Here is a 22,636-nt window from a genome sequence, read left to right as displayed (position 1 = left end):
CCTTTCTGGAGGTCGACCAGGGAAAAAGGCGTCGCTTTCCCGACCGATGGTCGCGAAGCTTTCGACAGTCTTTCAAACCCCTTCAATTCGCACCTTTCGGGCAATTTTAGATTGTTCGACAGGAGTTTTTACACATATGGTTACAACTCGGTCGATGGATGACGTACCCGCCTGCGTGGCCATCGACGCCGCCATGGACCGCTTCCCCGTGTCTGCCTGAGTGTGTGTCCCATGGCCTCTAATAAATCCAAAGGTGTCGCCATTTTCCGTGTGGTCAGTGGCAACTTCCTCGAGATGTACGACTTCATGGTGTATGGCTTCTACGCCACCGCCATCGCCAAGACCTTCTTCCTCGGCGACAACCCGTTCGCCTCCCTGATGCTGTCCCTCGCCACCTTTGGCGCCGGCTTCCTGATGCGGCCGCTGGGTGCGGTGTTCCTGGGCGCCTACATCGATCGCCACGGCCGCCGCCAGGGCCTGATCATCACCCTCGGCCTGATGGCCATGGGCACCCTGCTGATCGCCTTCGTTCCCGGCTATGCCACGCTGGGCGTGGCGGCGCCGTTGCTGGTGCTGTTCGGCCGGCTCCTGCAGGGTTTTTCCGCCGGCGTCGAGCTGGGAGGGGTTTCGGTCTACCTGTCGGAGATCGCCACGCCAGGACGCAAAGGCTTCTTCGTCAGTTGGCAGTCGGCCAGCCAGCAGGTCGCGGTGGTTTTCGCCGGCCTGCTCGGCGTGCTCCTCAACCAGTGGCTGAGCCCGCAGGACATGGGCGAATGGGGCTGGCGCGTGCCGTTCTTCATCGGCTGCCTGATCGTTCCGGCGCTGTTCGTCATCCGTCGCTCGCTGGAGGAAACGCCGGAGTTCGAGGCGCGCACCCACCGACCGTCGCTGTCGCAGGTGCTGCGCTCCATCGGGCAGAACTTCGGCGTAGTGCTGGCCGGTACCGCGATGGTGGTGATGACCACCGTATCGTTCTACCTGATCACCGCCTACACGCCGACCTTCGGCAAGAACGAACTGCAACTGTCGGACCTCGACAGCCTGCTGGTGACCATGTGCATCGGCCTGTCCAACTTCATCTGGCTGCCGGTGATGGGCGCGTTCTCCGACCGCATCGGGCGCAAGCCATTGTTGCTGGGTGCCTCCTCGCTGGCACTGCTGACCGCCTACCCGGCGCTGTCCTGGCTGGTCCGCGAGCCGAGTTTCGCCGGCCTGCTCGGCGTCGAGTTGTGGCTGTCGTTCCTCTACAGCAGCTACAACGGCGCGATGGTGGTGGCGTTGACCGAGGTGATGCCGGCGGACGTGCGCACTACCGGTTTCTCCCTCGCCTACAGCCTGGCTACGGCGACCTTCGGTGGTTTCACCCCGGCGGTCTGCACCTGGCTGATCCACACCCTGGACAACCGCGCGGCCCCGGGCATCTGGCTCAGTGGCGCGGCGCTGCTGGGGCTGCTCGCCACCCTGGTACTGTTCCGCCGGCGCGGCAAGGAGATCGCCGAGGCCGAGCTGGCCAACGCCTGAGGCGTTTCGCCGCATGCCGTGCGTCGGCTCCCGCCGGGGCTGCGGCGGCGGCGTTGATGTCGATCAACCGGAGCTGCGCCAAACCGCGTAGACAGGAAGGAAGTGGTTGTACCGACTTCCTTCCCTTCCTGGAGATCGCATCATGTCCAATGTACAAAATGCCAGCCGGTCTTCCGCGTTCGCGGCGGTAGAGGGCGACCATTGGGTCGAGTCCCTCGACGATGGCCGCCACGTGCTGATCCGTCCCCTGCGCGAGGAGGACCGGGAGCGCGAACGCCAGTTCATCAACCGGCTGTCCCCGGCGACCCGCCACTTCCGCTTCCTCGGCGAGATCAAGGAAGCCAGCCCGGCGCTGCTCGATCAACTGATGGACATCGACTACCAGCAGAGTATGGCCTTCGTTGCCCTGGTGCACGAGGACGGTGAGCTGCGCGAGGTCGGGATCAGCCGCTACGCCGCCTGCTGCGAGGAAGGGCAGTGCGAATGCGCGGTAACCATCGCCGACGACTACCAGGGTCTGGGCCTCGACGCCGTGCTGATGCGCCATCTGATCGACGTGGCGCGGCGCAACGGCTTCCGCCAGATGTATTCGGTGGACTCGGCGGCCAACCGGGCGATGCGCGACCTTTGTTGCGCACTGGGCTTCGTCGGCCAGCGCGACCCGGACGACTCGACCCAGGTCATCCACCGCCTGGCCCTGTAGCCCGGTCAGGCGCGCCGGCGGCGCAGGCCGAACCAGAGCAGGCCGCTGGCCAGGAGACCGGCGGCGAGCAGCAATGGGTAGAGCATGTCGTCGTCGAATAGCGGCTTTTCGATGCGCAGGTAGCCTTCGCCGTCGAACAGCCGCTTCGCCAGCGCGTTCGCCTGTTGCAGGCTGACCTTCGCCAGGCGGCGCTCCTCATTGGGGAAATGGCCGTCCTCGTAGTCGGCCAGCGAGCCCCAGTAATAGTCCGCCAGCGCCGCGTTGCCCTGGGTGCTCCAGGCCAGCCTGGCGCGCTCGGCGAATTGCACCCGCTTGAAACGCCCCGGGTCCAGGCCATGCTGGCGGATGCCGCCGAGCAACTCGCGCAGGGCGGCCTCGGTGGCGGGTAGGTCGCTGCGCTCGACATCCGCGTCGAGGCTGAAGAAGCCCTGGTTGGCGAACACCTGGCGATCGGTCGATGGCCCGTAGGTGAGTCCGCGACGCACACGCAGGTCGGCGTACAGCGCGTCGTTCATATAGGCCTGGAGCAGGACCATGGCGTCCGGGTCGGCGTCGTCCGGCTCCGGATAGACCCAGTGCAGCATCGCACCCTCGCCGAATGGCCGGGTGATCAGGGTGCGCCTGGCCTCGGCATGCCCGTTGGCCGCCGGCAGCTCGCGGCGCTCGGGGAGCTCGTGGTCTTCCAGGGTGCCGAAGGTCCGGGTCAGATAGGCCGGCAGGCGCGGATCGAGGTCACCGACCAGAATCAGGGTCATGTTGCCCGGTACGTACCAGTCGCTGCGCAGCCGCTCCAGCTGCTCCGCGCCAAGCGGCGCCAGCGGCGCGCGCTGGGAGCAGGCCAGGCCCAGTTCCACCGCCAGTTGGTCCATGGCGCCACGGCCCAGGTTCTCGCGGTCGAGCCAGCGCTGCAGGTGCGAGTAATGGCCGCCGCCTTCGCGCTCGATCACTCGCTTGGCGGCGGCGATGCGCGGCTCGTCCAGTTCGGTGCGGGTGATGGTGTCCAGCAGCAGGTCGAGGACCTGCCGCTGGGTGGCGGCAGGTGCCTCGATGACGAAGGTGGTGTCGCCTTCGCTGGTGTAGGCGTTCCATTGTCCGCCGAGGGCCTGCATGCGGGCTTCCAGGTCGGCCTCGTCGCCGCCGTCCAGGCCGCTGAAGAACAGGTGCTCGAGCAGGTGCGGCAGCTGCTTTTCACGGCACGAGAAGTCGGCGAAACCGACCCCCACCACCAGCCGGATCGAGACGTGTCGGTGCTGCTCGGTGGGCTTGAGCAGCACGCCCATGCCGTTTTCCAGCTGGAAGGCTTCGACCTCGCTGCGCTGGTCGGCGTACGACCAGGGGCAGAGCAGGCAGAACAGCAGCAGGGTGGACAACGAACGCATGGGCCGAGCCTGGAACTAAAAATACCGAGAATAGCGGATGCTTCATGACGAACCTACCCGCAGAACGGCTAATGTCGCGAACGGCGCGTTTCCGCTCGCTCCTCGGCGAGCGCTGGCTCGGCCAGCGGCGCCGAGGTCATGTCGTCGACTTCGTCGGCCCAGTCGTCCTCGTCCCGCCGAGTGCCCTCGTCGGCCGCGCTGCTCGGCGCGTCTGGATTGTCCAGCACGGCGTAGGCGATGGCGCAGAACAGCGAGTTGAGACGCTTCATGTCGCTGATCAGGTCCAGGTGCAGCGAGCTGGTCTCGATGCTCTGTACCACCTGCTGGTGCAGGCGGTCGACATGGGCATGGGCGTAGCGCCGTTCCTGCAGACGGAAGCGCTGCTTGGCCCGGCGCAGGCGCTTGGCGCTGTCGAGGTCGCCGTTGAGGAACACCGAGAGACCCAGGCGCAGGTTGGAGACCAACTGCTGGTACAAGGTGCCGATCTCTTCCAGGCCGGTGTCGGAGAACGAGCGGCTGCGCGAGGTCTTCTTGTCCTGCACGGCGGCGAGCATGTGCTCGATGATGTCGCCGGCCTGCTCCAGGTTGATCGCCAGCTCGATGATCTCCGCCCAGCGCCGGCTGTCGCGTTCGGACAGGTCCTCGCGCGGCATCCTTGCCAGATACAGCTTGATCGCGGTGTAGAGGGCGTCGACGTCGTCGTCGAGCTTGCGGATGTCCTTGCCGAGCAGCGGATCGCCGCCGCGGATGATCTGCATCAGATTGTTCAGCATCTGCTCGACGGTGTCGCCCATGCGCAGGGTCTCGCGCACCGCGTTGGCCAGCGCCAGGCTCGGCGTGTCGAGGGCGGCGGGGTCGAGATGGCGCGGCCGGGCGACGTCGTCGGGAAGGGCACGGTCGGGCATCACACGGGTGCAGAAGCTGGCCATGGCGTTGGTCAGCGGCAGGCAGGCGAGGCAGCGCGCGGCGTTGTAGAGCACGTGGAAGGCGATCACCAGTTCGGCTGTGCTGAACTGCCAATGATCCATCCAGTCCGCCAGCGGCCCCACCAGGGGCAGCACCAGCAGGCAGCCGGCGACCTTGAACAACAGGCTGCCGAGGGCCACCCGGCGACCGGCGGCGTTTTGCGCGGTGGCGCTGAGCATGGCCAGGATGCCGCTGCCGAGGTTGGCGCCGACCACCAGGCACAGCGCGACTTTCAGCGAGATCACCTTGGACGCGGCGAGGGTCGCGGTAAGCAGCACGGCGGCCAGGCTGGAATAGGAAATCATGGCGAACAACGCGCCGGTCAGCGCGTCGAGCATGATGTCGCCGGTCAGGCTGGAAAACAGTACCTTGACGCCCTTGGCTTGGGTCATCGGCTCGGCGGCGGCGACGATCAGCTGGAGCGCCAGGATGATCAGGCCGAGGCCGATGAATACCCGGCCGAGCTGGCCGAGGCGGGTCTGTTTGCGGCTGAGGAAGAAAATCACGCCGAAGAAGATCAGCAATGGCGAAAGCCACGACAGGTCGAGGGTCAGCACCCGCGCCATCAGCGCGGTGCCGACATCGGCGCCGAGCATGATCGCCAGGGCCGGCGCCAGTGCCATCAGGCCCTGGGCGACGAAGGAGGTGGCCAGCAGGGCGGTGGCGTTGCTGCTTTGCACCAGGGCGGTGACGCCGATGCCGGCGGCGAACGCCAGCGGGCGTTTTTCCACGCTGCGACTGAGGATGCGCCGCAGGTCGGCGCCGTAGACCCGGAGGATTCCGGTGCGGACGATATGCGTGCCCCACACCAGCAGGGCGACGGCAGAGAGCAGGTCGAGCAGTTTCAGCATGGCGTGGCCCCCCTGGCACTACGACGAATGGCCAACCTCGCGCCAGGTTCCGCGTGCGTTGCGCCGCGGAGCCCGGACAACGGCGCCAACGGCCACGATGGAAAGGCAGCGTTCAGGCGAGTTGTAACACGAACGTCATATTTGGACAGGCGCCCCCCGCGGGAGTTCGTCTCGGCAGCCCGAGCGGCAGGGCGCCTACCCTTCATTCAAGCGTGCGCGCCGCGAAACGGCGAGGATTTTTTCGCCTTCCGTTCGATGCATGCGTTTGCGCCACAGGCCATGGAATTAGCCGACAGGAAGGGTATCCTTTGCACCTTTTAAAAAGCCCCGGTCTAGAGGGATACAGAGGAGTGGTGCGGATGCGATTTTCGGGGATCAGTGGCTGCCTCTCGGCAGCGGTGTTGGCGCTCGGGGTAGGGGGAGCGCCGGTGGTTCAGGCCGATGCGCTGGGCGATAGCCTGGAGCAGGCGCACATCCGCAAGGCGACCTTCGCCGCGCCGGCCTGGGAAGGCTATACCAACGCCGACGGCAGCGGTCTGTACTGGGACCTGCTGAAGCAGGTCTATGCGCCCTACGGGCTCGACGTGAAATTCATCAACATGCCCTGGAACCGCGCCAACAAGCTGATGACCGCGGGCTCCATGGTCGATGGCGTGCCGGGCGAGATCCCCGGCGTTGAGGGCAAGCTGTACGCCCAGTTGCCGATCGACATCGAGTACCACGGCGTGATGCATGCGGCGAAGACGCCCTTTTCCGGCCGCGCCAGCCTCACCGGCAAGCGCGTCGGCTGGCGCCACAGCTACAACCTGATCCCCGCGGAGCAGCGCGACTTCACCCTGGTCGAGTGCGTCCGCCCCGAGCGTTGCACCGAGCAGGTCCAGAACGGCGAGCTGGATTTCTTCCTCGACGAGCCGGACGAACTGGAAAAGCAGCGCAGCGAAGCGCATCTGCCGGCCGACGCCTACCCGATCGCGCAACTGCCGCCCGGCAAGGAGTCCTTCATGACCTTCGCCGACAGCGCCAGCGGCCGGCTCCTGCGCGAGGTCTACGACGCGCGGGTACGGCAGATGGCGGCGTCCGGCGAGCTGCGGGCGCTCTACCAGCGCTGGAACAGCGAGGTGCCCGGCGCCGTGCAGGCTCTTTCGGCGCAGTGATGCGCCGCTCATTTCCATCGCGAAGCCTTTCCGGGGCTTGCGCGGTGGGAATGAAACGCCTAGGATTCGCCCTTCATTTCCCCCACTTACGCACCGCAAAGGAGGTTACATCGATGATTCAGTTCTCTACCCTTTGCAGGCTGCGCCTGGCCTAACGGCCACCGAAACCTACCGCTCGACCCCCTGCACCGCTGAACGATTCCCGCCCTTGCGTCCGCGCAAGCTTCCGGCGAGAGGTCATCGGCTGCCGCGGTCACCGCTCCCCAGGTTTTCACTTCTCCGTTAGACGCCCTTCGCCCTTCCGCGAGTGCCCGCTCGGCTTCGGTCTGCCCCCCGGATCTACCGTTTCAATCACATGGATTGGATTATGGGCAACTACATCAAGCCTTTGTCCGCGGGCGTCGCACTGATCGCCTCGGACAGCACCTGGATCGAAGGCAAGGCGATCCAGCAACTGCAAACCACCGCCGAACTGGACGGCATGTGCCGCGTCGTCGGTCTCCCGGACCTGCATCCCGGCCGCGGCTATCCGGTCGGCGCGGCGTTCTTCTCCGTCGGTCGCTTCTATCCGGCGCTGGTCGGCAACGACATCGGCTGTGGCATGGCCCTGTGGGAAACCGGCCTGGCCCCCGGCAAGCTGTCGGCGGACAAACTGGAAAAGCGCCTGGGCAATCTCGACCTGCCGCTGGACGAGACCTGGAGCGACTGCATCGAAGCCCTGGAGCTGCCGGCCCGCGAGCACTGGCGCGCGCTCGGCACGATCGGTGGCGGCAATCACTTCGCCGAACTACAGCAGGTCGAGACGGTGTTCGACCAGGCTGCCCTGCACGCCCTCGGCCTCGATGCCGATCGCCTGCAACTGCTGGTGCACAGCGGCTCGCGCGGGCTCGGCCAGGCGATCCTGCAAGAGCATGTCAGCCTGCACGGCCACGCCGGCCTGCTCGACGGCAGCCTGGAAGCTTCCGCCTACCTGGCGCGCCACGCCGATGCGCTGCGCTTCGCCGAGGGTAACCGCCAGCTCATCGCCCGGCGCATTCTCGAACGCTTGCGCTGCGACGGCCTGGAACTGCTCGACATCAACCACAACCTGGTGGTGCCGGCACAGGTCGATGGCGTCGACGGCTGGCTGCACCGCAAGGGCGCCACCCCGGCCGACCAGGGCGTGCTGGTGATCCCCGGTTCGCGCGGCGACTACAGCTACCTGGTGGAGCCTGTGCCGAGCGCGCAGAGCCTGTTCTCCCTGGCCCACGGCGCCGGTCGCAAATGGCAGCGCGGCGAGTGTCGGGAGCGTCTGGCGGCGCGCTTCAGCGTCGACCAGTTGGGCCGTACGCGCCTTGGCAGCAGGGTGATCTGTGGCGACCGCCAACTGATCTACGAGGAAGCGCCGGAAGCCTACAAGGGTATCGACTCGGTGGTCGGCGCGCTGCTCGAAGCCGGCCTGCTGCGCCTGGTCGCCCGCCTGAAGCCGGTGCTGACCTACAAGACCCGTGGGGAGTGCTGCCGATGATCCTGCTGCAACTCTCCGCGGCCCAGGGGCCGGCGGAATGCTGCCTGGCGGTGGCGAAGGCGTTCGAGCGGCTGTGCCTCGAGGCGGCGCAAGCCGGCGTCGAGGTCGAGGTAATCGAGGAGGTGGCCGGCGAGCGTCCGCGCACCTGGCGTTCGCTGCTCCTGGGGCTGCGCGGCACTGCCGCCGAAGCGCTCGCCGAGCGCTGGTGCGGCGGTATCCAATGGATCTGCCCCAGCCCCTACCGGGCAAGGAATGCGCGCAAGAACTGGTTCATCGGCGCGGAGCGCTTCGCCGCGCCGCCGGCCAGTCTGGAGGGCGAGATCCGTTTCGAGACCCTGCGCTCTTCCGGCCCCGGCGGCCAGCATGTCAACACCACCGACTCGGCGGTGCGCGCCACCCACCTGGCCAGCGGCATCAGCGTCAGGGTGCAGAGCCAGCGTAGCCAGCACGCCAACAAACGCCTGGCGATCCTGCTGATCGCCCGGCGCCTCGCGGACCAGGCGAGCAGCGCGGCCGACGCGCTGCGCGCGGAGCGCCGCCAGGCCCACGGTCGGATCAGTCGCGGCGCGGCTCGCCGGGTATTCCGCGGCGAGCGTTTCGAGCCGGCCTGAGCGGCTCAGTCGCCGAGCACTTCCTTGCGCAGCTTCACTGGCTCTTCGCCCCGCTTGCGCGCGGCGGCGCCGCGCATGCGGATGTTCAGCGCCTCCACGGCCAGGGAGAAGGCCATGGCGAAGTAGACGTAGCCCTTCGGCACATGGACTTCGAAGGCTTCGGCGATCAGCACCGTGCCGACCACGATGAGGAACGACAGGGCGAGCATCTTCAGCGACGGGTGCTTGTCGATGAAGTCGCTGATGGCGCCGGCGCAGAGCATCATCACCAGTACCGCGACGATGATCGCCGCGACCATCACCGGCACGTGGGAGACCATGCCGACGGCGGTGATCACCGAGTCCAGGGAAAAGACGATGTCGATGATCGCGATCTGGATGATGGTGCCGATGAAGCCGCCCGCCGACCCCTTCGGTTCATCGCCGCTTTCTTCCTCGCCTTCCAGGCCCTGGTAGATCTCCGAGCTGCTTTTCCAGAGCAGGAACAGGCCGCCGAAGAACAGGATCAGGTCGCGTCCGGAGATGCCCTGGCCGAACAGGTGGAAGAGGTCGGCGGTCAGGCGCATGACCCAGGTGATCGACAGCAACAGCAGGATCCGCGTCACCATCGCCAGGGCCAGGCCGAAGAAGCGGGTGCGTGGCTGCAGGTGCTTCGGCATGCGCCCGACCAGGATCGAGATCATGATGATGTTGTCGATGCCGAGGACGATCTCCAGGGCGGTCAGGGTGAAGAACGCAATCCAGATTTCCGGGCTGGTCAGCCATTCCATGAAGCGGTCACTCGTCTCGGTCAGTTACTGAACAGGGGGAACAGGCCCAGCAGCAGGGCCATGGCGAGGATTGCCAGGCACACCAGCACGGCCCATTTCAGGGTGAAGCGCTGGTGGTCGCCGAAGTCGATCTTGGCCAGCCCCACCAGCAGGTAGGTGGAGGGCACCAGCGGGCTGAGCAGGTGCACCGGCTGGCCGACGATCGAGGCGCGGGCCATTTCCACCGGGGTGATGCCGTATTCGGCGGCGGCCTGGGTGAGGATCGGCAGGACGCCGTAGTAGAAGGCGTCGTTGGACATGAAGAAGGTGAACGGCATGCTCACCAGCGCGGTGATGGTCGCCAGGTATGGGCCCAGCGCCGGCGGGATCACCGCCAGCAGGCTCTTGGACATGGCGTCGACCATCCCGGTGCCGGAGAGGATGCCGGTGAACACCCCGGCGGCGAAGATCAGCGAGACCACTGCGAGAATGTTCTCGGCGTGTGCGCCGATGCGCTTCTTCTGCTCCTGGATGCACGGGTAGTTGACGATCATGGCGATGCCGAAGGCGATCATGAACAGCACCGGCATCGGCAGCAGGCCGGCGATCAGGGTCGCCATCAGGACCACGGTGAGAATAGCGTTGAACCACAGCAGCTTGGGCCGGCGCGCCTCCGGATACTGCGACACGCTGATCTCCGCCAGGTCCTCATGGTCGGTGGGCAGGTGCAGCTCGCCGAGACGGGCGCGCTCGCGCTTGCCGTAGATCCAGGCGATGGCGAAGATCGCCAGCAGCCCGGCGATCATCGCCGGGATCATCGGCACGAAGATATCCGCCGGGTCGACGTGCAGGGCACTCGCCGCGCGGGCGGTGGGGCCACCCCAGGGGGTCATGTTGAGCACGCCGCTGGAGAGCATGATCAGGCAGGCCATCACCAGCGGGCTCATGCCCAGGCGGCTGTACAACGGCAGTACGGCGGCCACGCAGATCATGTAGGTGGTCGAGCCGTCGCCGTCGAGGGAGACGATCATCGCCAGCGCCGCGGTGCCCAGCGAGACCTTCAGCGGGTCGCCCTTGACCAGCCGGAGGATCTTGCGCACCGCCGGGTCGAACAGCCCGGAGTCGATCATGATGGCGAAGTAGAGGATCGCGAACATCAGCATCACGCCGGTCGGCGCCAGGGTGCGGATGCCGTCGAGCATCATCGGGCCGAGGCCGGCGGCGAAACCGCCGATCAGGGCGAAGGCGATCGGGACCAGGATCAGCGCGATCAGCGCGGACAGGCGCTTGGTCATGATCAGGAACATGAAGGTCGCCACCATGGCGAAGGCGAGCAGGGTCAGCATGGGTTCACTCCGGGGAAGACGGCGGACGGGCGTGCGGCGTGCGGTCAGCAGGCGGCGGGCGGGTGGCGTCGCGCGGACGGAGTGCGGCTGTAGGCGTGTGCGGAACGGGGCATGGCAATCACCATTGTTGTTTTTGTACGGGTAAGCGGGCGTCTCGTGGGCGCGCCGTCGTGTCCGGTCTTCTGCCGGTGGTGGGCGGATGCTACGGCGGGAAGCTTTCAGGCAGCTTTCGCTGGATAACGGCGGGAAACGTGCGGGTAATTTCGGATATGTGGTCGATCAGGGCTGCCGCGCGAGGAGCGCCGCGGCCAGTTGCAGGTCGCTGTACCCGGCGTATTCCGGGGCCTGGCGCAGGACCTGCAAGGCTGCCTGGAGGTACGCGCCACGGATCGCACCGTCGCTGGCGACGAAGCTGGCGGCGTCGTCCCGCGCCTGGACGAGCTTGTCGCCCTCGTCAGCGCTGGACTCCTGTGCGCTGACGGTGCTGCCGATGAACGGGCCGACGGTGGTGACGGCCGCCCAGAAGAAGGTGGCGGCGCCGGGTTCGTCGTCGAATTCGGGAAACACCTTGATGAAACCGAAGGCCGGTTGGCAGAGCAGGCAGAGCGCCGTGAGGGCGGCGGCGACGCGTCCTGTCGTCATGGGCTTCCTTGCAGCACGAGGAGTACGCCGACCAGAGTGGCGCCGGAAAGCAGCGTTTGCAAGGTAATGATGCCCGCCATCAGGTGGCCGTCGCCGCCCAGTTGGCGGGTCAGCACATAGGCGGTGGGCGCCGTCGGCAGGGCGAAGAACAGTACCAGCACGGCGCTTTCCATGCTCGGCAGGCCCAGCCCGCGAGCGATGGCGAAGGCCAGCAGGGGCATCGCCAGCAGCCGCGCCGCGCAGTTCCAGCCAAGGGCCGCGACTTCGCCGCCGAGTTCCTGGGGTTTCAGCGCCGCGCCGACGCACAGCAGGCCCAGCGGCAGGCTGGCCACCGCCAGCAGGTTGAGCAGGCGATCGCTGCCGCCGGGCAGGCCGACGCCGGCCAGGTTGACCAGTGCGCCGGCGAGGCAGGCGAGGATCAGCGGGTTCTTCAGGATCGGCAGCAGCAGCGCGCGCAGGCTGATGCCGCGCTCGGCGGTCAGCGCCCAGACCGACATCACGTTCACCGTCGGCACCATCAGCGCCAGCATCAGCGCGGCCAGGGTCAGGCCCGGCTTGCCGTACAGGCTGCCGACCGCGGCCAGGCCGAGATAGGTGTTGAAGCGCAATACGCCCTGGGCGATGGCGCCGAAGCGCCCGGCGTCCCAGCCGCGCCAGCGCTTGCAGAGCAGCAGGGCGAGCCAGGCGACGCCGAGCCCGAGCAGTACGGCCAGGGCCTGGCGGGCCAGGCCGGGGTCGTCCAGCGGCGCGGTCGCCAGGTTGCTGAACAGCAGCGCGGGAAACAGGATGAAGTAGTTCAGGCGTTCTGCGGCAGGCCAGAAGGCTTCGCCGGGAAAGTCCCAGCGGCGCAGGGCGTAACCGCCGACGATGAGGGCGAACAGCGGCCAGAGGGAGTAGAGCAGAGCGGTCACGGGCACCCCCGGATAGTGGAATCCGCTCATCTTGCGAGGTGGCTGCGGCACAGGGCAAGTCCGGCTTATGCTGGCACTCCCGCGAGGAGGATTCGCCATGCCCGAGACCCATACCGGCGGTTGCCATTGCGGCTATCTGCGCTACGCCGTCGCCGCGCCGCTGGACGATGTCGCTCACTGCCACTGCTCGATCTGCCGGCGCACCACAGGCGGCATCGTCACCACCTGGGCCACGGTGCCGCGCGCGGCGTTCCGCTGGCTGGCGGGCGAACCGGCGGAATATGCCTCGTCGGCCAGCTGCACGCGCTACTTCTGCCCGCGTTGCGGGGCCAACCTGGCGTTGTTCACCCGGCTCAGCGCCGATACCCTGGACTTCACCGTGGCCAGCCTCGACCATCCCGAGCGCGCCCCCGCCAACCGGCACATCTGGGTCGGCAGCCGCCTGCCATGGCTACACCTCGACCCGCAGTTGCCCGAAGAGGACGAGGAGTTCATCGCCGGAGCGGACGACCCGTGAGCGAAGACCGGAGGTGGCACCTGTAGGGCGAATAACGCAGAGCGTTATCCGCCGTCTGCGAGGCGCTGAAAGAGCGCTCGGGACCATGCGTCCTGCAGGCGCCTCCCTCAGGGCAGCATCAGCCCGCCGGCCGCCTTGTGCAGCTCGCGCAGGTGCGCGCCGACCTCCTTGATGTTGGCCTCGTTGGCTTCCAGCTCGGCGCGGCGCTCGGGATCGAGCAGGGCGCGGACCTCGCGGTCGAGGTCGTCGCTGAGCCGGCGCAGGCGCGCCTGGCGTTCGCGGGTCTGCTCTTCCAGGTGCTTCCACTCGGCGGCCTGCGGCAGGCCGTAGCCGCCCTCCAGGAGTTCCGCCGGACGACTGAGGAAGCCGCTGTCGTCGAGGATCTGCTGGAAGGTCTTGCCGGCCACTTCCAGGCGCTGGTCGCCGGCCGGCTTGTCCAGGTGGCCGAGGTACAGGCGCTTCAACTCGTCCTGGGCGAGCAGCAGCTGGCGCCGCAGCGAGGCCTGCTCGAGCAGCAGCAGCGCCGCGCTGGCGCGCAGGTCGGCCTTGGCGAACCAGGGCTGGCGCTCCCTGGCCGGCAGCGCCAGCCAGTCCTCGACCTTGTCCTGGGGAATGTGCAGGCGCTGCTTGAGCACGTCGAACATCGCCTGGTAGCGGTCGCGGAAGGAGTCGAAGCGGTAGCCCAGGCGCAGGGCTTCCTTGGGGTCGTCGAGCACACTGGGATCGGCCAGCTTGCGGTTCTCCAGCATCTCGAGCACGCCGTAGGGGGTGATGCTGTCCAGGCTTTGCAGCGGTCGCCGGGGGATGCCGCTGCGCAGAAGCTTGAGGGTTTCCACCGCGCAATTGTTGGAGATGAAGTAGTACTGGCCGTCGTAGCTCCAGTGACTCTGCGCGGCGCGCTCGACCAGGCTGGCGACCTCCTCGCGGTCCAGCTTCAGCGGCACCGAGGCGAGGCTGCGCAGCTCGACCTTGGTGTATTCCTCGATCACCTGCGACAGCGGCAGGACGAACAGGCGCGACGGATAGGCGCCGGTCAGGCCGTCCCAGCTGGACAATTGCAGGTCGCCGACGAAGGCGCGGTAGGACAGCACCAGATGCTGGTCGAGGTCCAGCCGGCAGTCCGGACCACGCGGCCGGCCGGGGGCGCAGATCACCAGGCGGAGCATGGTGTGGCCCCAGCGGCTGACCAGGTTGTCGTTGGCCTCGGCCAGCAGGTAGTCGACCTCGTAGACCCGCTCGGGGTCGAGCTGGCCCAGCGGCTGCTGGCCGAAGTCGCGGCCGGCGTTGAGGTAGGCGAAGCTCTGCGCACAGGCACTGTGTTCCGGCGCCCAGCCGAAGCGTTGCTGGTAGTAGCGGTAGAGCGCCGGGCGGCGGCAGGCGTAGCTGGGATCGAGGAGGAAGTACTCCATGTTCACCGCGACGAACTCGCGCGGATTGCTCAGCTCGTAGACGTCCGGGCTGCGCAGTACGAAGCCATTGTGCGCCTCGCGCCGCCCGCGCTGGCCGGCGCGCTGCGGCCAGCCGGCGAGATCGAGCAGGCGCGGGTCGTCGGAGAGCGTGAAGCGGCGACCGCTCTGCCCGCGGCAATCGGTGGGCTGGGCGATCCGGCCGAGGGTTTCTTCCTGGCGCGTGCAGCGGCGGATCTCGCGTTTTTCCTCCGCCGACCACAGGCGCGCGCGATCGTAGACGTGGGTCAGCTCGTGCAGCAGGGTCGCCAGCAGCTCGCGCCGCTCGGTGCCGTGCACGCGCCCGGTCTGGCGGCTGGCGGCGCTGCCGTCGGTGAGATCGGCCAGGTACTTGCGGTTCAGCGCGATGCGCTGCGGGCCACGGGCCTGGCCCATGCCGTTGGCGGGCAGGTCGTCGCGCCACTCGACCTCGATCTCGCGGTCCAGGCGTTCGCGGAAGGCCGGCGGCAACTTGTCCGCGGCTTCGTCCAAGAGTTGCTGGCTGGCCTCGCGCTGCGCAGGGTCCAGTTCAGGCGCGTCGAGTTTCAGGCGCAGGGCCGCCGTCGCGTTGCCGGCTCCGCAGAGGGCCAGCGCCAGCAGCCAGGCGCAGGCCTTCCTCACAGGGCGAGAATGGCTTCGGCAAGTACCTGGTCGGAGGCTTCCCGGGCTTCCGGCAGACGGCTGCGCAGGGTCCGCATCGCGGCTTCCAGCTGGGCGCCGCGAATGGCGCCGTCGCTGGCGACGAAACTGGCGGCGTCGTCGCGCGCCTCGGTGACCACTTTCATGTCGCGCACGGAAGTGGTGGTGTCGGAAGTGAAGTCGATGCTGCGGTCGAGGGCGCGGACGATGATATTGCTGGTCGCGACCACCGAGCGTGCTTCCGCGGCCGTGGCGCAGAGCGCCAGCAGCAGGGCGGCGAACAGGGGGCTATGACGCATGGAGCTACGGCGCATGGAGGTTCTCCGGAACGGTGGTGATCGCCTATTGGGCAAGAATTGCTTCGGCCAGTTCCTGATCGCTGGCCGCCAGCTCGGGGTGCGCGACACGCAACCAGCGCAGCGCCGCTTCCAGGCGCGCACCACGGATGCTGCCATCGCTGGCGACGAAGCTGGCCGCATCGCCCCGGGCATCGCGTAACAATTTGTTCTCGAACGGCGTGCTGGTCAGCTTGCTGGTGACGTAAAGGGACTTCGCGGTGAACGCCGTCGTGGTATCGAAGGCGTGCGCAGCGGGCGCCAGCAGGCAACAGAAGAGCAACGAGAACCGGTAACGCATGGGGTTGGGCGGAATAGGACTGGAACAGCCGCCAAGGCTAACGGAATGTGCGGCGCGGAGCCAGTGTGGCCGGTCGGCCAGGTCATCGCCGCAGCCGGGCGGCTGCGGCGGCGGGGCGGGCGACTCAGATGGTCAGGATCGCCTGGGCCAGTTGCATGTCGTTGGCGGCCAGGCTCGGCAGCTTGCCACGGATGTGGCGCAGTGCGGCTTCCAGGTGCGAACCGCGGATGTCGCCCTGGCTGGCGACGAAGCTGGCGGCGTCGTCGCGCGCTTCGAGGACGATCTTGTCGTCGCGGAAGGAATTGGTGATGTCCGAAGTGGCATTGGAGGTCATGCCGGTGGCGCGGACCAGAGTATCCGTGGTGACCACGAAGCTGCTGGCGAACGCGCTGGAGGCGCAGGCGAGCAGGGCAGCGGCACCGATCAGGCGCAGACGTTTCATGTGAGTTGCTCCGAACGAAGTCAGCGTAGACGGCCGCATCCGCGCGGCCGTGTCAACGCTGAGACTAACCAACTGTGCGCCACGTCACCAGCGGCTCAGCGCCAGAAAGGTTTCGAAATCTCTACGTAGCGTTCGCTCGGGCTGATCGCCAGGTCGGCGAGGTCGTGTTCGGACATTTGCGCAAGATGCTTGCGCGATTGAGCGTTTTGTCGCCAGGAATTCAATTTTTCCAACAGGGCGGCGAGATGTGGATGGGCGGCCGGGAGACCGCTGGAACTCCCGGCGTGCGGGTGCGGGGATGTCCTCATCGTGCGTTCCTTCCCATCCCGGGGATGGGGGCGGGGTGTGGAACCTCATGATGCGCCGGGACCGCTGGCTTGCTCAGGGGCAACCACGCGGGAGTTGGACGGAACAGTTCGGTGGCCCCGGCAACTGTTCCGCCCGGCTGTAGCGGAACTGTTCCGGTGTTTCTACGCCTGGGCGGGCTTGCGCGCGATGATCACCTGGCTCTTGGCGACCACGGCGTCCAGGGCCTGCTTGATGGCCGGGCCGCGCGGCGAGTCGAGCAGCGCCTGCCAGGTCCTGGCCCAGTGTTCGAGGAGGGGATGGTCGGGATTGCCGAAATCGACCTTGGCCTCCCAGAACAGCAGCATCCACAGCGACCAGTAGAAGCCGTAGCGGCTGTGGCTGAGGATTTCCAGGCCGGCTTCGCGCACCAGTGCGGCGAACTGCTCCTCGCCGAGCACGCGGATGTGGTTGGGCTTGCGGAAGTATTCGTCGGCGGCGAAGTCTTTCTGCAGGTCTTCCGACGTGGGATGCGGCACGCTGAGCAGATAGAGTGCGCCGGGCTGGCCGACCCGTACCAGCTCGGCGAGGAACTGCCGCGGATCGTCGACGTGCTCGATGACCTCGGTGGAGACCACCCGGGTGGCCGTGGCGTCAGCCAGGGGCAGCGGGTCGCAGTCGCTGACCAGGCATTCCAGTTCGCGGGCCGGGGTATCGGCCAGGCGCTCGCGGGTCCTGGCGATCTTTTCCGCGTCGATGTCGGCGATGATGATGCGAGCGCCGCGCATGGCGCAGAAATGAACGTTGCCGCCGTCGCCGCACCCCACGTCGAGCACGGTGTCCTCGGCGGAAATCGGAAAGCCGCTGAACAGCTCGTCGGTCTCCTGGTTGAACCAGCCGCTGAGCACCGCGTCGCGCAACCCGAGCATGTACGGGTCGACCGGCGCGGGGGCGGGTGGCGCGGCGACGGGCTCGGTGGCGGGGCTGGGCGGCGAGACGATCTTCTTGAGGAAGTTCAGCATGAGGTGGCTCCGGAAGTGGTGGCGACGCGGCGGGCGGCGCTCAGGCGCTTGACCAGGCGGGAGCCCAGGTCGCGGCAGGGGCTCTCGACGAAGCGGTAGTTGAGCTCGCTGAGTACGACGATCAGGACCAGGCTGGTGCCGAGCAGCGACAGGGGCCGCTCGCCGGCGTCCCAGCCCAGGCGGAAGCAGAGTTCGCGACTGAGATAGAACGCCGGGATGTGGATCAGGTAGATCGCATAGGAGCGCGCGCCGACCCAGACCAGCAAGCGCTTCAGCGGCCCGTTGGAGAGCAGGTAGTCGCGGTCGTAGGAGGCTATCCACACCAGCAGTCCGCACAATAGCGCGATGGCGCCGATCCGCACGGCGACCAGGCTGTACGCTTCGCTGGCCAGCACGCCCAGGGCCGCGGCCACGGCGGCCAGCAGCAACGGCCCGCTCCAGGCGCGGCCCAGCAGGGTGGGGTTCCAGCGGGCATAGCCAGGCTGCAGGGAGGCGAGGGCGAGTAGTACGCCGATGGCCAGGGCGTCGGTGCGCAATACCATCAGCAGCGGCGTGCGCAGGCTGAAGAACTGGACCAGCACCAGCGCCAGGAGGGCCCAGCCTAGGTAGCGACGCAGGCAGAGGATCAGCAGCGGCAGCAGGAGGTAGAACTGTTCCTCCAGGGAAAGGCTCCAGTAGACGAAGCTGGCACCGTATTCGTAGCGGTAGAAACTGTCGGCGAAGCGGAAGTTGGCGACCTGGAGGAAACCGGCGAGGCTCGCCGCGAGGTTGGCCGACAGGCTGCCGAAGGCTCCGGAGCGGTTCAGCAGCAGGCAACAGGCCAGGATCAGCGCCAGCCACAGCCAGGCCGAGGGCAGCAGGCGGAAGGCGCGGCGGATCCAGAAGTACCGCGCCTGTTCCCAGAATGCCTGGCGTGTGGGCGCCTCGCGCAGTTGCGGGATGAGGGTGCGGGCGATGACGAAGCCGGAGATGGCGAAGAACAGGTCCACGCCCCACCAGAACTGGACGCGCTGGTTGATGCCGTCCAGCAGTGCCGGGGAGCCGCTGAACAGGTTGCCGTGCAGATGGTGGAATACCACGCCGAGCACGGCCAGCCCGCGCAACAGTTCGATGTCGAGGATGCGTTTGCCGCTCATGTCCGCGACGATCCGGGGTCGAGCGGCTTGCGCGCGATGATCACCTGGCTCTTGGGCATGAAATGGTCGAGCAGGTGCTTGATCTCCAGACCGTCGGGGCGGGCCAGGAGGTTTTCCCAGAGCCGTGCCCAGTCTTCCATCAGCGCCGGGTAGGGCGGCTGGATACGGTCGCGGACGGCGCCGCCGAGCTCACGGCCGGCGGCCCGTTCGCTGGCCCAGAAGAAGATCATGCCCATCACCCAGAAGAAGCCGCTGGCCTGGCGGTGCTCGATGACCAGCCCGGCGTCCTGCACCAGGCGCGCGAAGTCGTCACGGGAAAAGATGTGGATGTGGTTGGGCGCCCGGAAGTAGTCGGCCGGGGCGATGCCCTGCTGCAGGTGTTCGCCGACCGGGTCCGGCACGCTCAGCAGGTACTGCGCGCCAGGGCGGCCGAGACGCACGAGTTCGGCCATCACCCGCGCTGGGTTGGCCACGTGTTCGAGCACTTCCATGCACACCAGCTTGTCGGCGCAGGCGTCGCGCAGCGGCAGCGGGTCGCTGTCGCTGACCAGGCCGGTGAAGGGCCGCCGGGCCACCGCCTCGACCTGCTGCGCCAGGCTCCGCACCTTGTCCTCCTCGCTGTCGGTGAAGATCACCGAAGCGCCCTGGCGGGCGGCGAAGAGGGTGGCGACGCCTTCGCCACAGCCGAGATCGAGCAGGGTGTCCTGGGCGCCGATGGCGAAGCCGGCGAGCAGTTCGCCGGTTTCGCTGCGGAACCAGCCATCCAGCACCGCATCGCGCAGACCGCACATGCGTGGAGACACCGGTTCGCTCGCCGCAGCGGGACGGGTACGCCAGCGTTGGAGCAGGGCGCGGATCATGCCGGGATGCTTTGCAAGGCGGCGGGGTCGCCTTGTGCCGCTTCGTCGAGGAAGCGACGCAGGCGCTCCACGGCCAGCTTGCGGCTGCAGAAGCGTTCGAGGCTGGCGCTGGCATGCGCGGACATGCGTGCGTAGCGCTCCGGCTCCTGGCGAGCGACCTCGAAACTGGCCCGGTAGGCCCGGCACAGCGACTCCCAGTCGGTGATGTAGCGCAGCGTGCGGTAGGCCGCACGCGGGTCGTGGGGCCAGGCGGTGGCTTCTTCCGAGGAGTCGACGATGAAGGCGTTGTCGGCGTCGATGTAGTCGATCATCGCGGTATTGCGCGGAGCCACGGCCGGCTTGCCGCTGGACATGAATTCCATCAGCGGCAGGCATTGGCCTTCGCCGTAGGAGGTGTTCACCACGTAGCTGGTGGCCTCGACCAGCCGCTCGTAGTCCGGGTCGGCGAGGTAGCCGTGGATCAGCACGATGCGGCAGCGGTAGGACTGGTTCTTGTACAGGTGGTGAAGCATGTCGGCCAGCGCTTCGCCGACGTTGTGGTGGGTCAGTTTCAGCACCAGGGTGGCGTCGGGCTCGTCGCGGAAGGTGGCGCAGAACGCGCTGATCATGTCCTGCCAGTTCTTGCGCCCGTCGTAGGGGTTGAACACCGAGGTGTAGATGACCCCGTCGAGGCTCAGCTCGACCTGTTTCGCCGCGCGGTCCGGCAGGGCCAGGACCTCCGCCGACGGCTCGGGGTCGGCATGGACGGCCAGGTCCAGCTGGCGGCTGTCCACCAGCAGGCCGTCCAGGCGCAGGCGCACATCCCGGGCTTCGGGACGGCCCGCCTGCTGCGAGGCGCGGTTGGCAAAGCGATCCCAGACCGGCGCCGGCACGCTCAGTACCGGGTAGTCGCGACCCATGGCGGCGCGCACCACGTCGACCGTGAAGCTGGAGTGGGTGATGGCCCGTCCGCTGTGGCGCAGCACATGTCGCCAGTCGTGGCGCGGTTCGCCGTGCCAGGTTTCGCTGGGGAGGGTGCTGAACTCCCAGGCGAACACCGGGATGGTCGGGCAGGCATGGTGGATCGGCGTGCGATGGGGCGGCGAGAAGGAGAGGAAGACGCAGGGTTCGCCGCGCTTGCGGCAGTCGTGGTAGAGGCGGTCCACCAGTTCGTCGGGATCGCTGACTTCGACCACCTGGCCGATCTCTTCCAGCAGCGGACGGAATTCCTTGAGGACGAAGTAATAGCTGTACTCCGGGCGCCCGAGGTTCTGCCGGATGGTGGTCTTGTTGGTCTCGGAGTGGATGATGATCAGCATGGAACGTTGCCTGTGGCGGTGGCCGCCAGTTCGACGCCGGGCGCAGGGGTTGCCTTGCGGGCGGAAAGGAAGGGTTCCAGGCGCTGGCGGACCACGTCGCCGGCGCAGTAGCCGCGCATGCGTTGGTTGGCCGCGGCGGACAGTTGCCGATAGCGCTCCGGCTGTTCCCGGGCTACCCGGTAGCTCTCCAGGTAGGCCTCCTTCAGGGACTCCCAGCTCGGCCGGTAGCGCCGGGTGCTGTACAACCGGCGCGAATCCTGCGGCCAGGCCGCGGGCTCCTGGCTGGAGCGGACCACGAAGCCCACCTGGGCGTCCATGTAGTCGGCCATCGCCGAATGGTCCGGAGCGATCGCCGGGGTGCCGCAGGACATGAATTCCATCAGCGGCAGGCACAGGCCCTCGCAGCGCGAGGCGTTCACGTAGTAGCTGGCGGCTCCGTACAGGCGGGCGTACTCCGCGGCATCGAGATAGCCGTGCAGGGCGATGACCCGGCAGGCGAATGGCGACAGTTGGGAAAGCAGGGTGAGCAGTTCGACGTGGTAGGTCGTCAGGTCGCTCTGGGTCATCTTCAGCACCAGCGTGGCATCGCTGGTGTCGCGGAATGCCCAGCAGAAGGCGGTGATCAGCTGATGCCAGTTCTTGCGCCCGTCCAGCGGATTGAACACCGAGACGTAGACCACCCCGTCCACGACGACCTGCTGGTGCTGGTCGACGTCCGGCAACAGCGCCGGCGGATGCTCGGGCTCGGCGGGCGGCATCGGCTCGATGGCCTGGGGCAATGGCTCCGGCAGCGTTTCCAGCGCCGTTGGCGGGGGCGGCAGCGGCCGGCGCAGGTGACGGAACAGCCAGCGGCGTACCGGTATGGGTACCAGGTCGCTGACGGCTTCCCGGTACCACAGCAGCAGGTAGTGCTTGCTGATGACCAGTCGGCGCCTCCAGTCGAGAGGAACCGGCTCTGGCTCTGGCTCTGGCTCAGGGACCGGTTCGGGCTCGGGCTCGGCGGGCGTCTCGGGGAGGACCTCGAGGATCTCGTCCTCGGTCTCTTCCCTGATCGGTGCGATGAGGCCGTCGGCGGAAAGGCCCAGCAGGCGGCTGTCGATGACGCAGCCCTTGAGTTGCAGGGTCTCGCCGGACTTGACCGGATTCCGTTCGCCTTGCTGGCGGATCGCGGCGAAGTCCTCCCAGATCGGCGTCGGCAGCGCCAGCACTGGAAAATCTTCGCCCAGCACCCGGCGAACCGCGCGGGCAGTCTGCTCGGAGAGGGTGATGGCTGCGCCATGGCCGGCCAGGACCTGGCTCCAGTCCTGCGCCGGATCGCCGTCCCACGCCACGTCGGGAATCGACTCGAACTCCCAGGCGACCACGCACAGCATCGGGCATTGCAGGCCCCGCGCCGCCTTGTGCGGCGGGGTGAAGGAGAGGAACAGGCAGTCTTCGCCCTGTTCATGCAGTTGCCGGTAGAGCGGGTCGACTTCGTCCGTGCTCTGTACCAGGTGGACCTGTCCCAGCGATTCGAGGATTGGCCGGTAGGCCTTGAGGACGAAGTAGTAGCTGTATTCGGGGCGACCGAGGTTGTGGCCGATCGAGCGCTCGTTGATATCCGAGTAAAGGATGAAATTCATGGCATCTCGTGATGAAACTGCCCGTTCGACAGCTTGGTGGTGATGAGCGAGGCCAGGCGCTGCTTCGTTGTCCGGAAGCCTTCCCGGCGGACTGGTCGACCCATCGTGTTCTTGTTCTGTTATCGCGACCGCGACCTGTTCGATCAACAGAACAGGAGGCAGTCAAGCACGAAATCGAGAGGCATTCTAAACATACCTTTCGCAAAAACGTGAAGGCTGACGGAGAAAACGTCATGCCGTTCGAATGAGAACCTACCGGTCACGAATAAGCGGTTGAAATCGGCGCATTCTTGGCACAGATTGGAGCGCGATAATCAGAACAACACGCTATCCGGCATGACCTCTGGAACGTCGTATTCCTAGGAAGAGCGTCGCCGAGCGTAGCATCAGATAA

General features: G+C 67.2%; 22 protein-coding genes. 6 read left to right on the top strand and 16 right to left on the bottom strand.

Annotation, left to right across the window (positions count from 1 at the left end):
- The first annotated feature begins 231 nt into the window (after window positions 1-231).
- Window positions 232-1,521 carry an MFS transporter gene (locus LJF27_RS15115; RefSeq protein WP_023116845.1) on the top strand — a complete coding sequence of 430 codons (1,290 nt, stop codon included), beginning with the start codon at window positions 232-234 and terminating at the stop codon, window positions 1,519-1,521.
- A gap of 142 nt (window positions 1,522-1,663) precedes the next feature.
- On the top strand, window positions 1,664-2,224 hold the full coding sequence (locus LJF27_RS15110) for a GNAT family N-acetyltransferase (protein ID WP_003096934.1): 561 nt from the start codon (window positions 1,664-1,666) through the stop codon (window positions 2,222-2,224).
- A gap of 5 nt (window positions 2,225-2,229) precedes the next feature.
- On the opposite strand, the gene LJF27_RS15105 is transcribed toward LJF27_RS15110, so the two are convergent.
- A complete protein-coding gene (locus LJF27_RS15105) occupies window positions 2,230-3,603 on the bottom strand; it encodes a M16 family metallopeptidase (RefSeq protein ID WP_023116844.1) in 1,374 nt (457 codons plus the stop codon).
- 68 nt (window positions 3,604-3,671) lie between these two features.
- A complete protein-coding gene (locus LJF27_RS15100) occupies window positions 3,672-5,420 on the bottom strand; it encodes a Na/Pi cotransporter family protein (protein WP_003096931.1) in 1,749 nt (582 codons plus the stop codon).
- 353 nt (window positions 5,421-5,773) lie between these two features.
- Here LJF27_RS15100 and LJF27_RS15095 point away from each other — a divergent pair, with 353 nt between their 5' ends.
- From LJF27_RS15095 to prfH, 3 genes are all read left to right on the top strand, one after another.
- Window positions 5,774-6,574: a substrate-binding periplasmic protein gene (locus tag LJF27_RS15095; protein ID WP_003121370.1), complete on the top strand. Its 801-nt coding sequence runs from the start codon at window positions 5,774-5,776 to the stop codon at window positions 6,572-6,574.
- Window positions 6,575-6,941: 367 nt separating this feature from the next.
- Complete coding sequence (locus tag LJF27_RS15090; RefSeq protein ID WP_017002424.1) at window positions 6,942-8,081, top strand: RNA ligase RtcB family protein; 1,140 nt, start codon at window positions 6,942-6,944, stop codon at window positions 8,079-8,081.
- On the top strand, window positions 8,078-8,692 hold the full coding sequence (gene prfH / locus LJF27_RS15085) for a peptide chain release factor H (RefSeq protein ID WP_023090994.1): 615 nt from the start codon (window positions 8,078-8,080) through the stop codon (window positions 8,690-8,692). The genes LJF27_RS15090 and prfH overlap by 4 nt, the downstream gene beginning before the upstream one ends.
- Window positions 8,693-8,697: 5 nt before the next feature.
- On the opposite strand, the gene LJF27_RS15080 is transcribed toward prfH, so the two are convergent.
- From LJF27_RS15080 to LJF27_RS15065, 4 genes are all read right to left on the bottom strand, one after another.
- Window positions 8,698-9,462 (bottom strand): TerC family protein, encoded by a 765-nt coding sequence (locus tag LJF27_RS15080; protein ID WP_003096920.1) that lies wholly within the window; start codon window positions 9,460-9,462, stop codon window positions 8,698-8,700.
- Window positions 9,463-9,482: 20 nt separating this feature from the next.
- Entirely contained in the window at window positions 9,483-10,787 is a 1,305-nt protein-coding gene (locus LJF27_RS15075; protein ID WP_003096918.1) for a CitMHS family transporter, read from the bottom strand.
- 279 nt (window positions 10,788-11,066) lie between these two features.
- A complete protein-coding gene (locus LJF27_RS15070; protein WP_003102543.1) occupies window positions 11,067-11,429 on the bottom strand; it encodes a DUF2388 domain-containing protein in 363 nt (120 codons plus the stop codon).
- Window positions 11,426-12,370: an AEC family transporter gene (locus tag LJF27_RS15065; protein WP_003096914.1), complete on the bottom strand. Its 945-nt coding sequence runs from the start codon at window positions 12,368-12,370 to the stop codon at window positions 11,426-11,428. The genes LJF27_RS15070 and LJF27_RS15065 overlap by 4 nt, the downstream gene beginning before the upstream one ends.
- A gap of 67 nt (window positions 12,371-12,437) precedes the next feature.
- Here LJF27_RS15065 and LJF27_RS15060 point away from each other — a divergent pair, with 67 nt between their 5' ends.
- On the top strand, window positions 12,438-12,857 hold the full coding sequence (locus LJF27_RS15060) for a GFA family protein (RefSeq protein ID WP_003102545.1): 420 nt from the start codon (window positions 12,438-12,440) through the stop codon (window positions 12,855-12,857).
- Window positions 12,858-12,964: 107 nt separating this feature from the next.
- Here the strand turns inward: LJF27_RS15060 and LJF27_RS15055 are convergent, their stop codons facing one another.
- The 10 genes from LJF27_RS15055 to LJF27_RS15010 form a co-directional block, all read right to left on the bottom strand.
- Window positions 12,965-14,923: a DUF4105 domain-containing protein gene (locus LJF27_RS15055; RefSeq protein WP_003102547.1), complete on the bottom strand. Its 1,959-nt coding sequence runs from the start codon at window positions 14,921-14,923 to the stop codon at window positions 12,965-12,967.
- Window positions 14,920-15,240: a DUF2388 domain-containing protein gene (locus LJF27_RS15050; RefSeq protein ID WP_003114112.1), complete on the bottom strand. Its 321-nt coding sequence runs from the start codon at window positions 15,238-15,240 to the stop codon at window positions 14,920-14,922. The genes LJF27_RS15055 and LJF27_RS15050 overlap by 4 nt, the downstream gene beginning before the upstream one ends.
- 43 nt (window positions 15,241-15,283) lie before the next feature.
- Window positions 15,284-15,577: a DUF2388 domain-containing protein gene (locus LJF27_RS15045; protein WP_003096909.1), complete on the bottom strand. Its 294-nt coding sequence runs from the start codon at window positions 15,575-15,577 to the stop codon at window positions 15,284-15,286.
- 124 nt (window positions 15,578-15,701) lie between these two features.
- On the bottom strand, window positions 15,702-16,019 hold the full coding sequence (locus LJF27_RS15040) for a DUF2388 domain-containing protein (RefSeq protein WP_003096907.1): 318 nt from the start codon (window positions 16,017-16,019) through the stop codon (window positions 15,702-15,704).
- 95 nt (window positions 16,020-16,114) lie between these two features.
- Window positions 16,115-16,327 (bottom strand): DUF1127 domain-containing protein, encoded by a 213-nt coding sequence (locus LJF27_RS15035; RefSeq protein ID WP_003121364.1) that lies wholly within the window; start codon window positions 16,325-16,327, stop codon window positions 16,115-16,117.
- A gap of 162 nt (window positions 16,328-16,489) precedes the next feature.
- Window positions 16,490-17,326 (bottom strand): class I SAM-dependent methyltransferase, encoded by an 837-nt coding sequence (locus LJF27_RS15030; RefSeq protein ID WP_003096902.1) that lies wholly within the window; start codon window positions 17,324-17,326, stop codon window positions 16,490-16,492.
- Window positions 17,320-18,462, bottom strand: a complete 1,143-nt coding sequence (locus tag LJF27_RS15025; protein ID WP_003114111.1) for an acyltransferase family protein — start codon at window positions 18,460-18,462, stop codon at window positions 17,320-17,322. Before LJF27_RS15025 ends, LJF27_RS15030 begins: the two co-directional genes overlap by 7 nt.
- A complete protein-coding gene (locus LJF27_RS15020) occupies window positions 18,459-19,322 on the bottom strand; it encodes a class I SAM-dependent methyltransferase (RefSeq protein WP_023116843.1) in 864 nt (287 codons plus the stop codon). The genes LJF27_RS15025 and LJF27_RS15020 overlap by 4 nt, the downstream gene beginning before the upstream one ends.
- Window positions 19,319-20,620 (bottom strand): glycosyltransferase, encoded by a 1,302-nt coding sequence (locus LJF27_RS15015; protein ID WP_003125903.1) that lies wholly within the window; start codon window positions 20,618-20,620, stop codon window positions 19,319-19,321. Before LJF27_RS15015 ends, LJF27_RS15020 begins: the two co-directional genes overlap by 4 nt.
- Window positions 20,614-22,242, bottom strand: a complete 1,629-nt coding sequence (locus tag LJF27_RS15010; RefSeq protein WP_128653653.1) for a glycosyltransferase — start codon at window positions 22,240-22,242, stop codon at window positions 20,614-20,616. Before LJF27_RS15010 ends, LJF27_RS15015 begins: the two co-directional genes overlap by 7 nt.
- Window positions 22,243-22,636 lie beyond the last annotated feature (394 nt).

The organism is Pseudomonas sp. 203-8, from assembly GCF_020708595.1.
GTDB lineage: Bacteria > Pseudomonadota > Gammaproteobacteria > Pseudomonadales > Pseudomonadaceae > Pseudomonas > Pseudomonas aeruginosa.
Note: the sequence above shows the minus strand (reverse complement) of the source record. Positions and strands in the feature narration are given on the sequence as shown.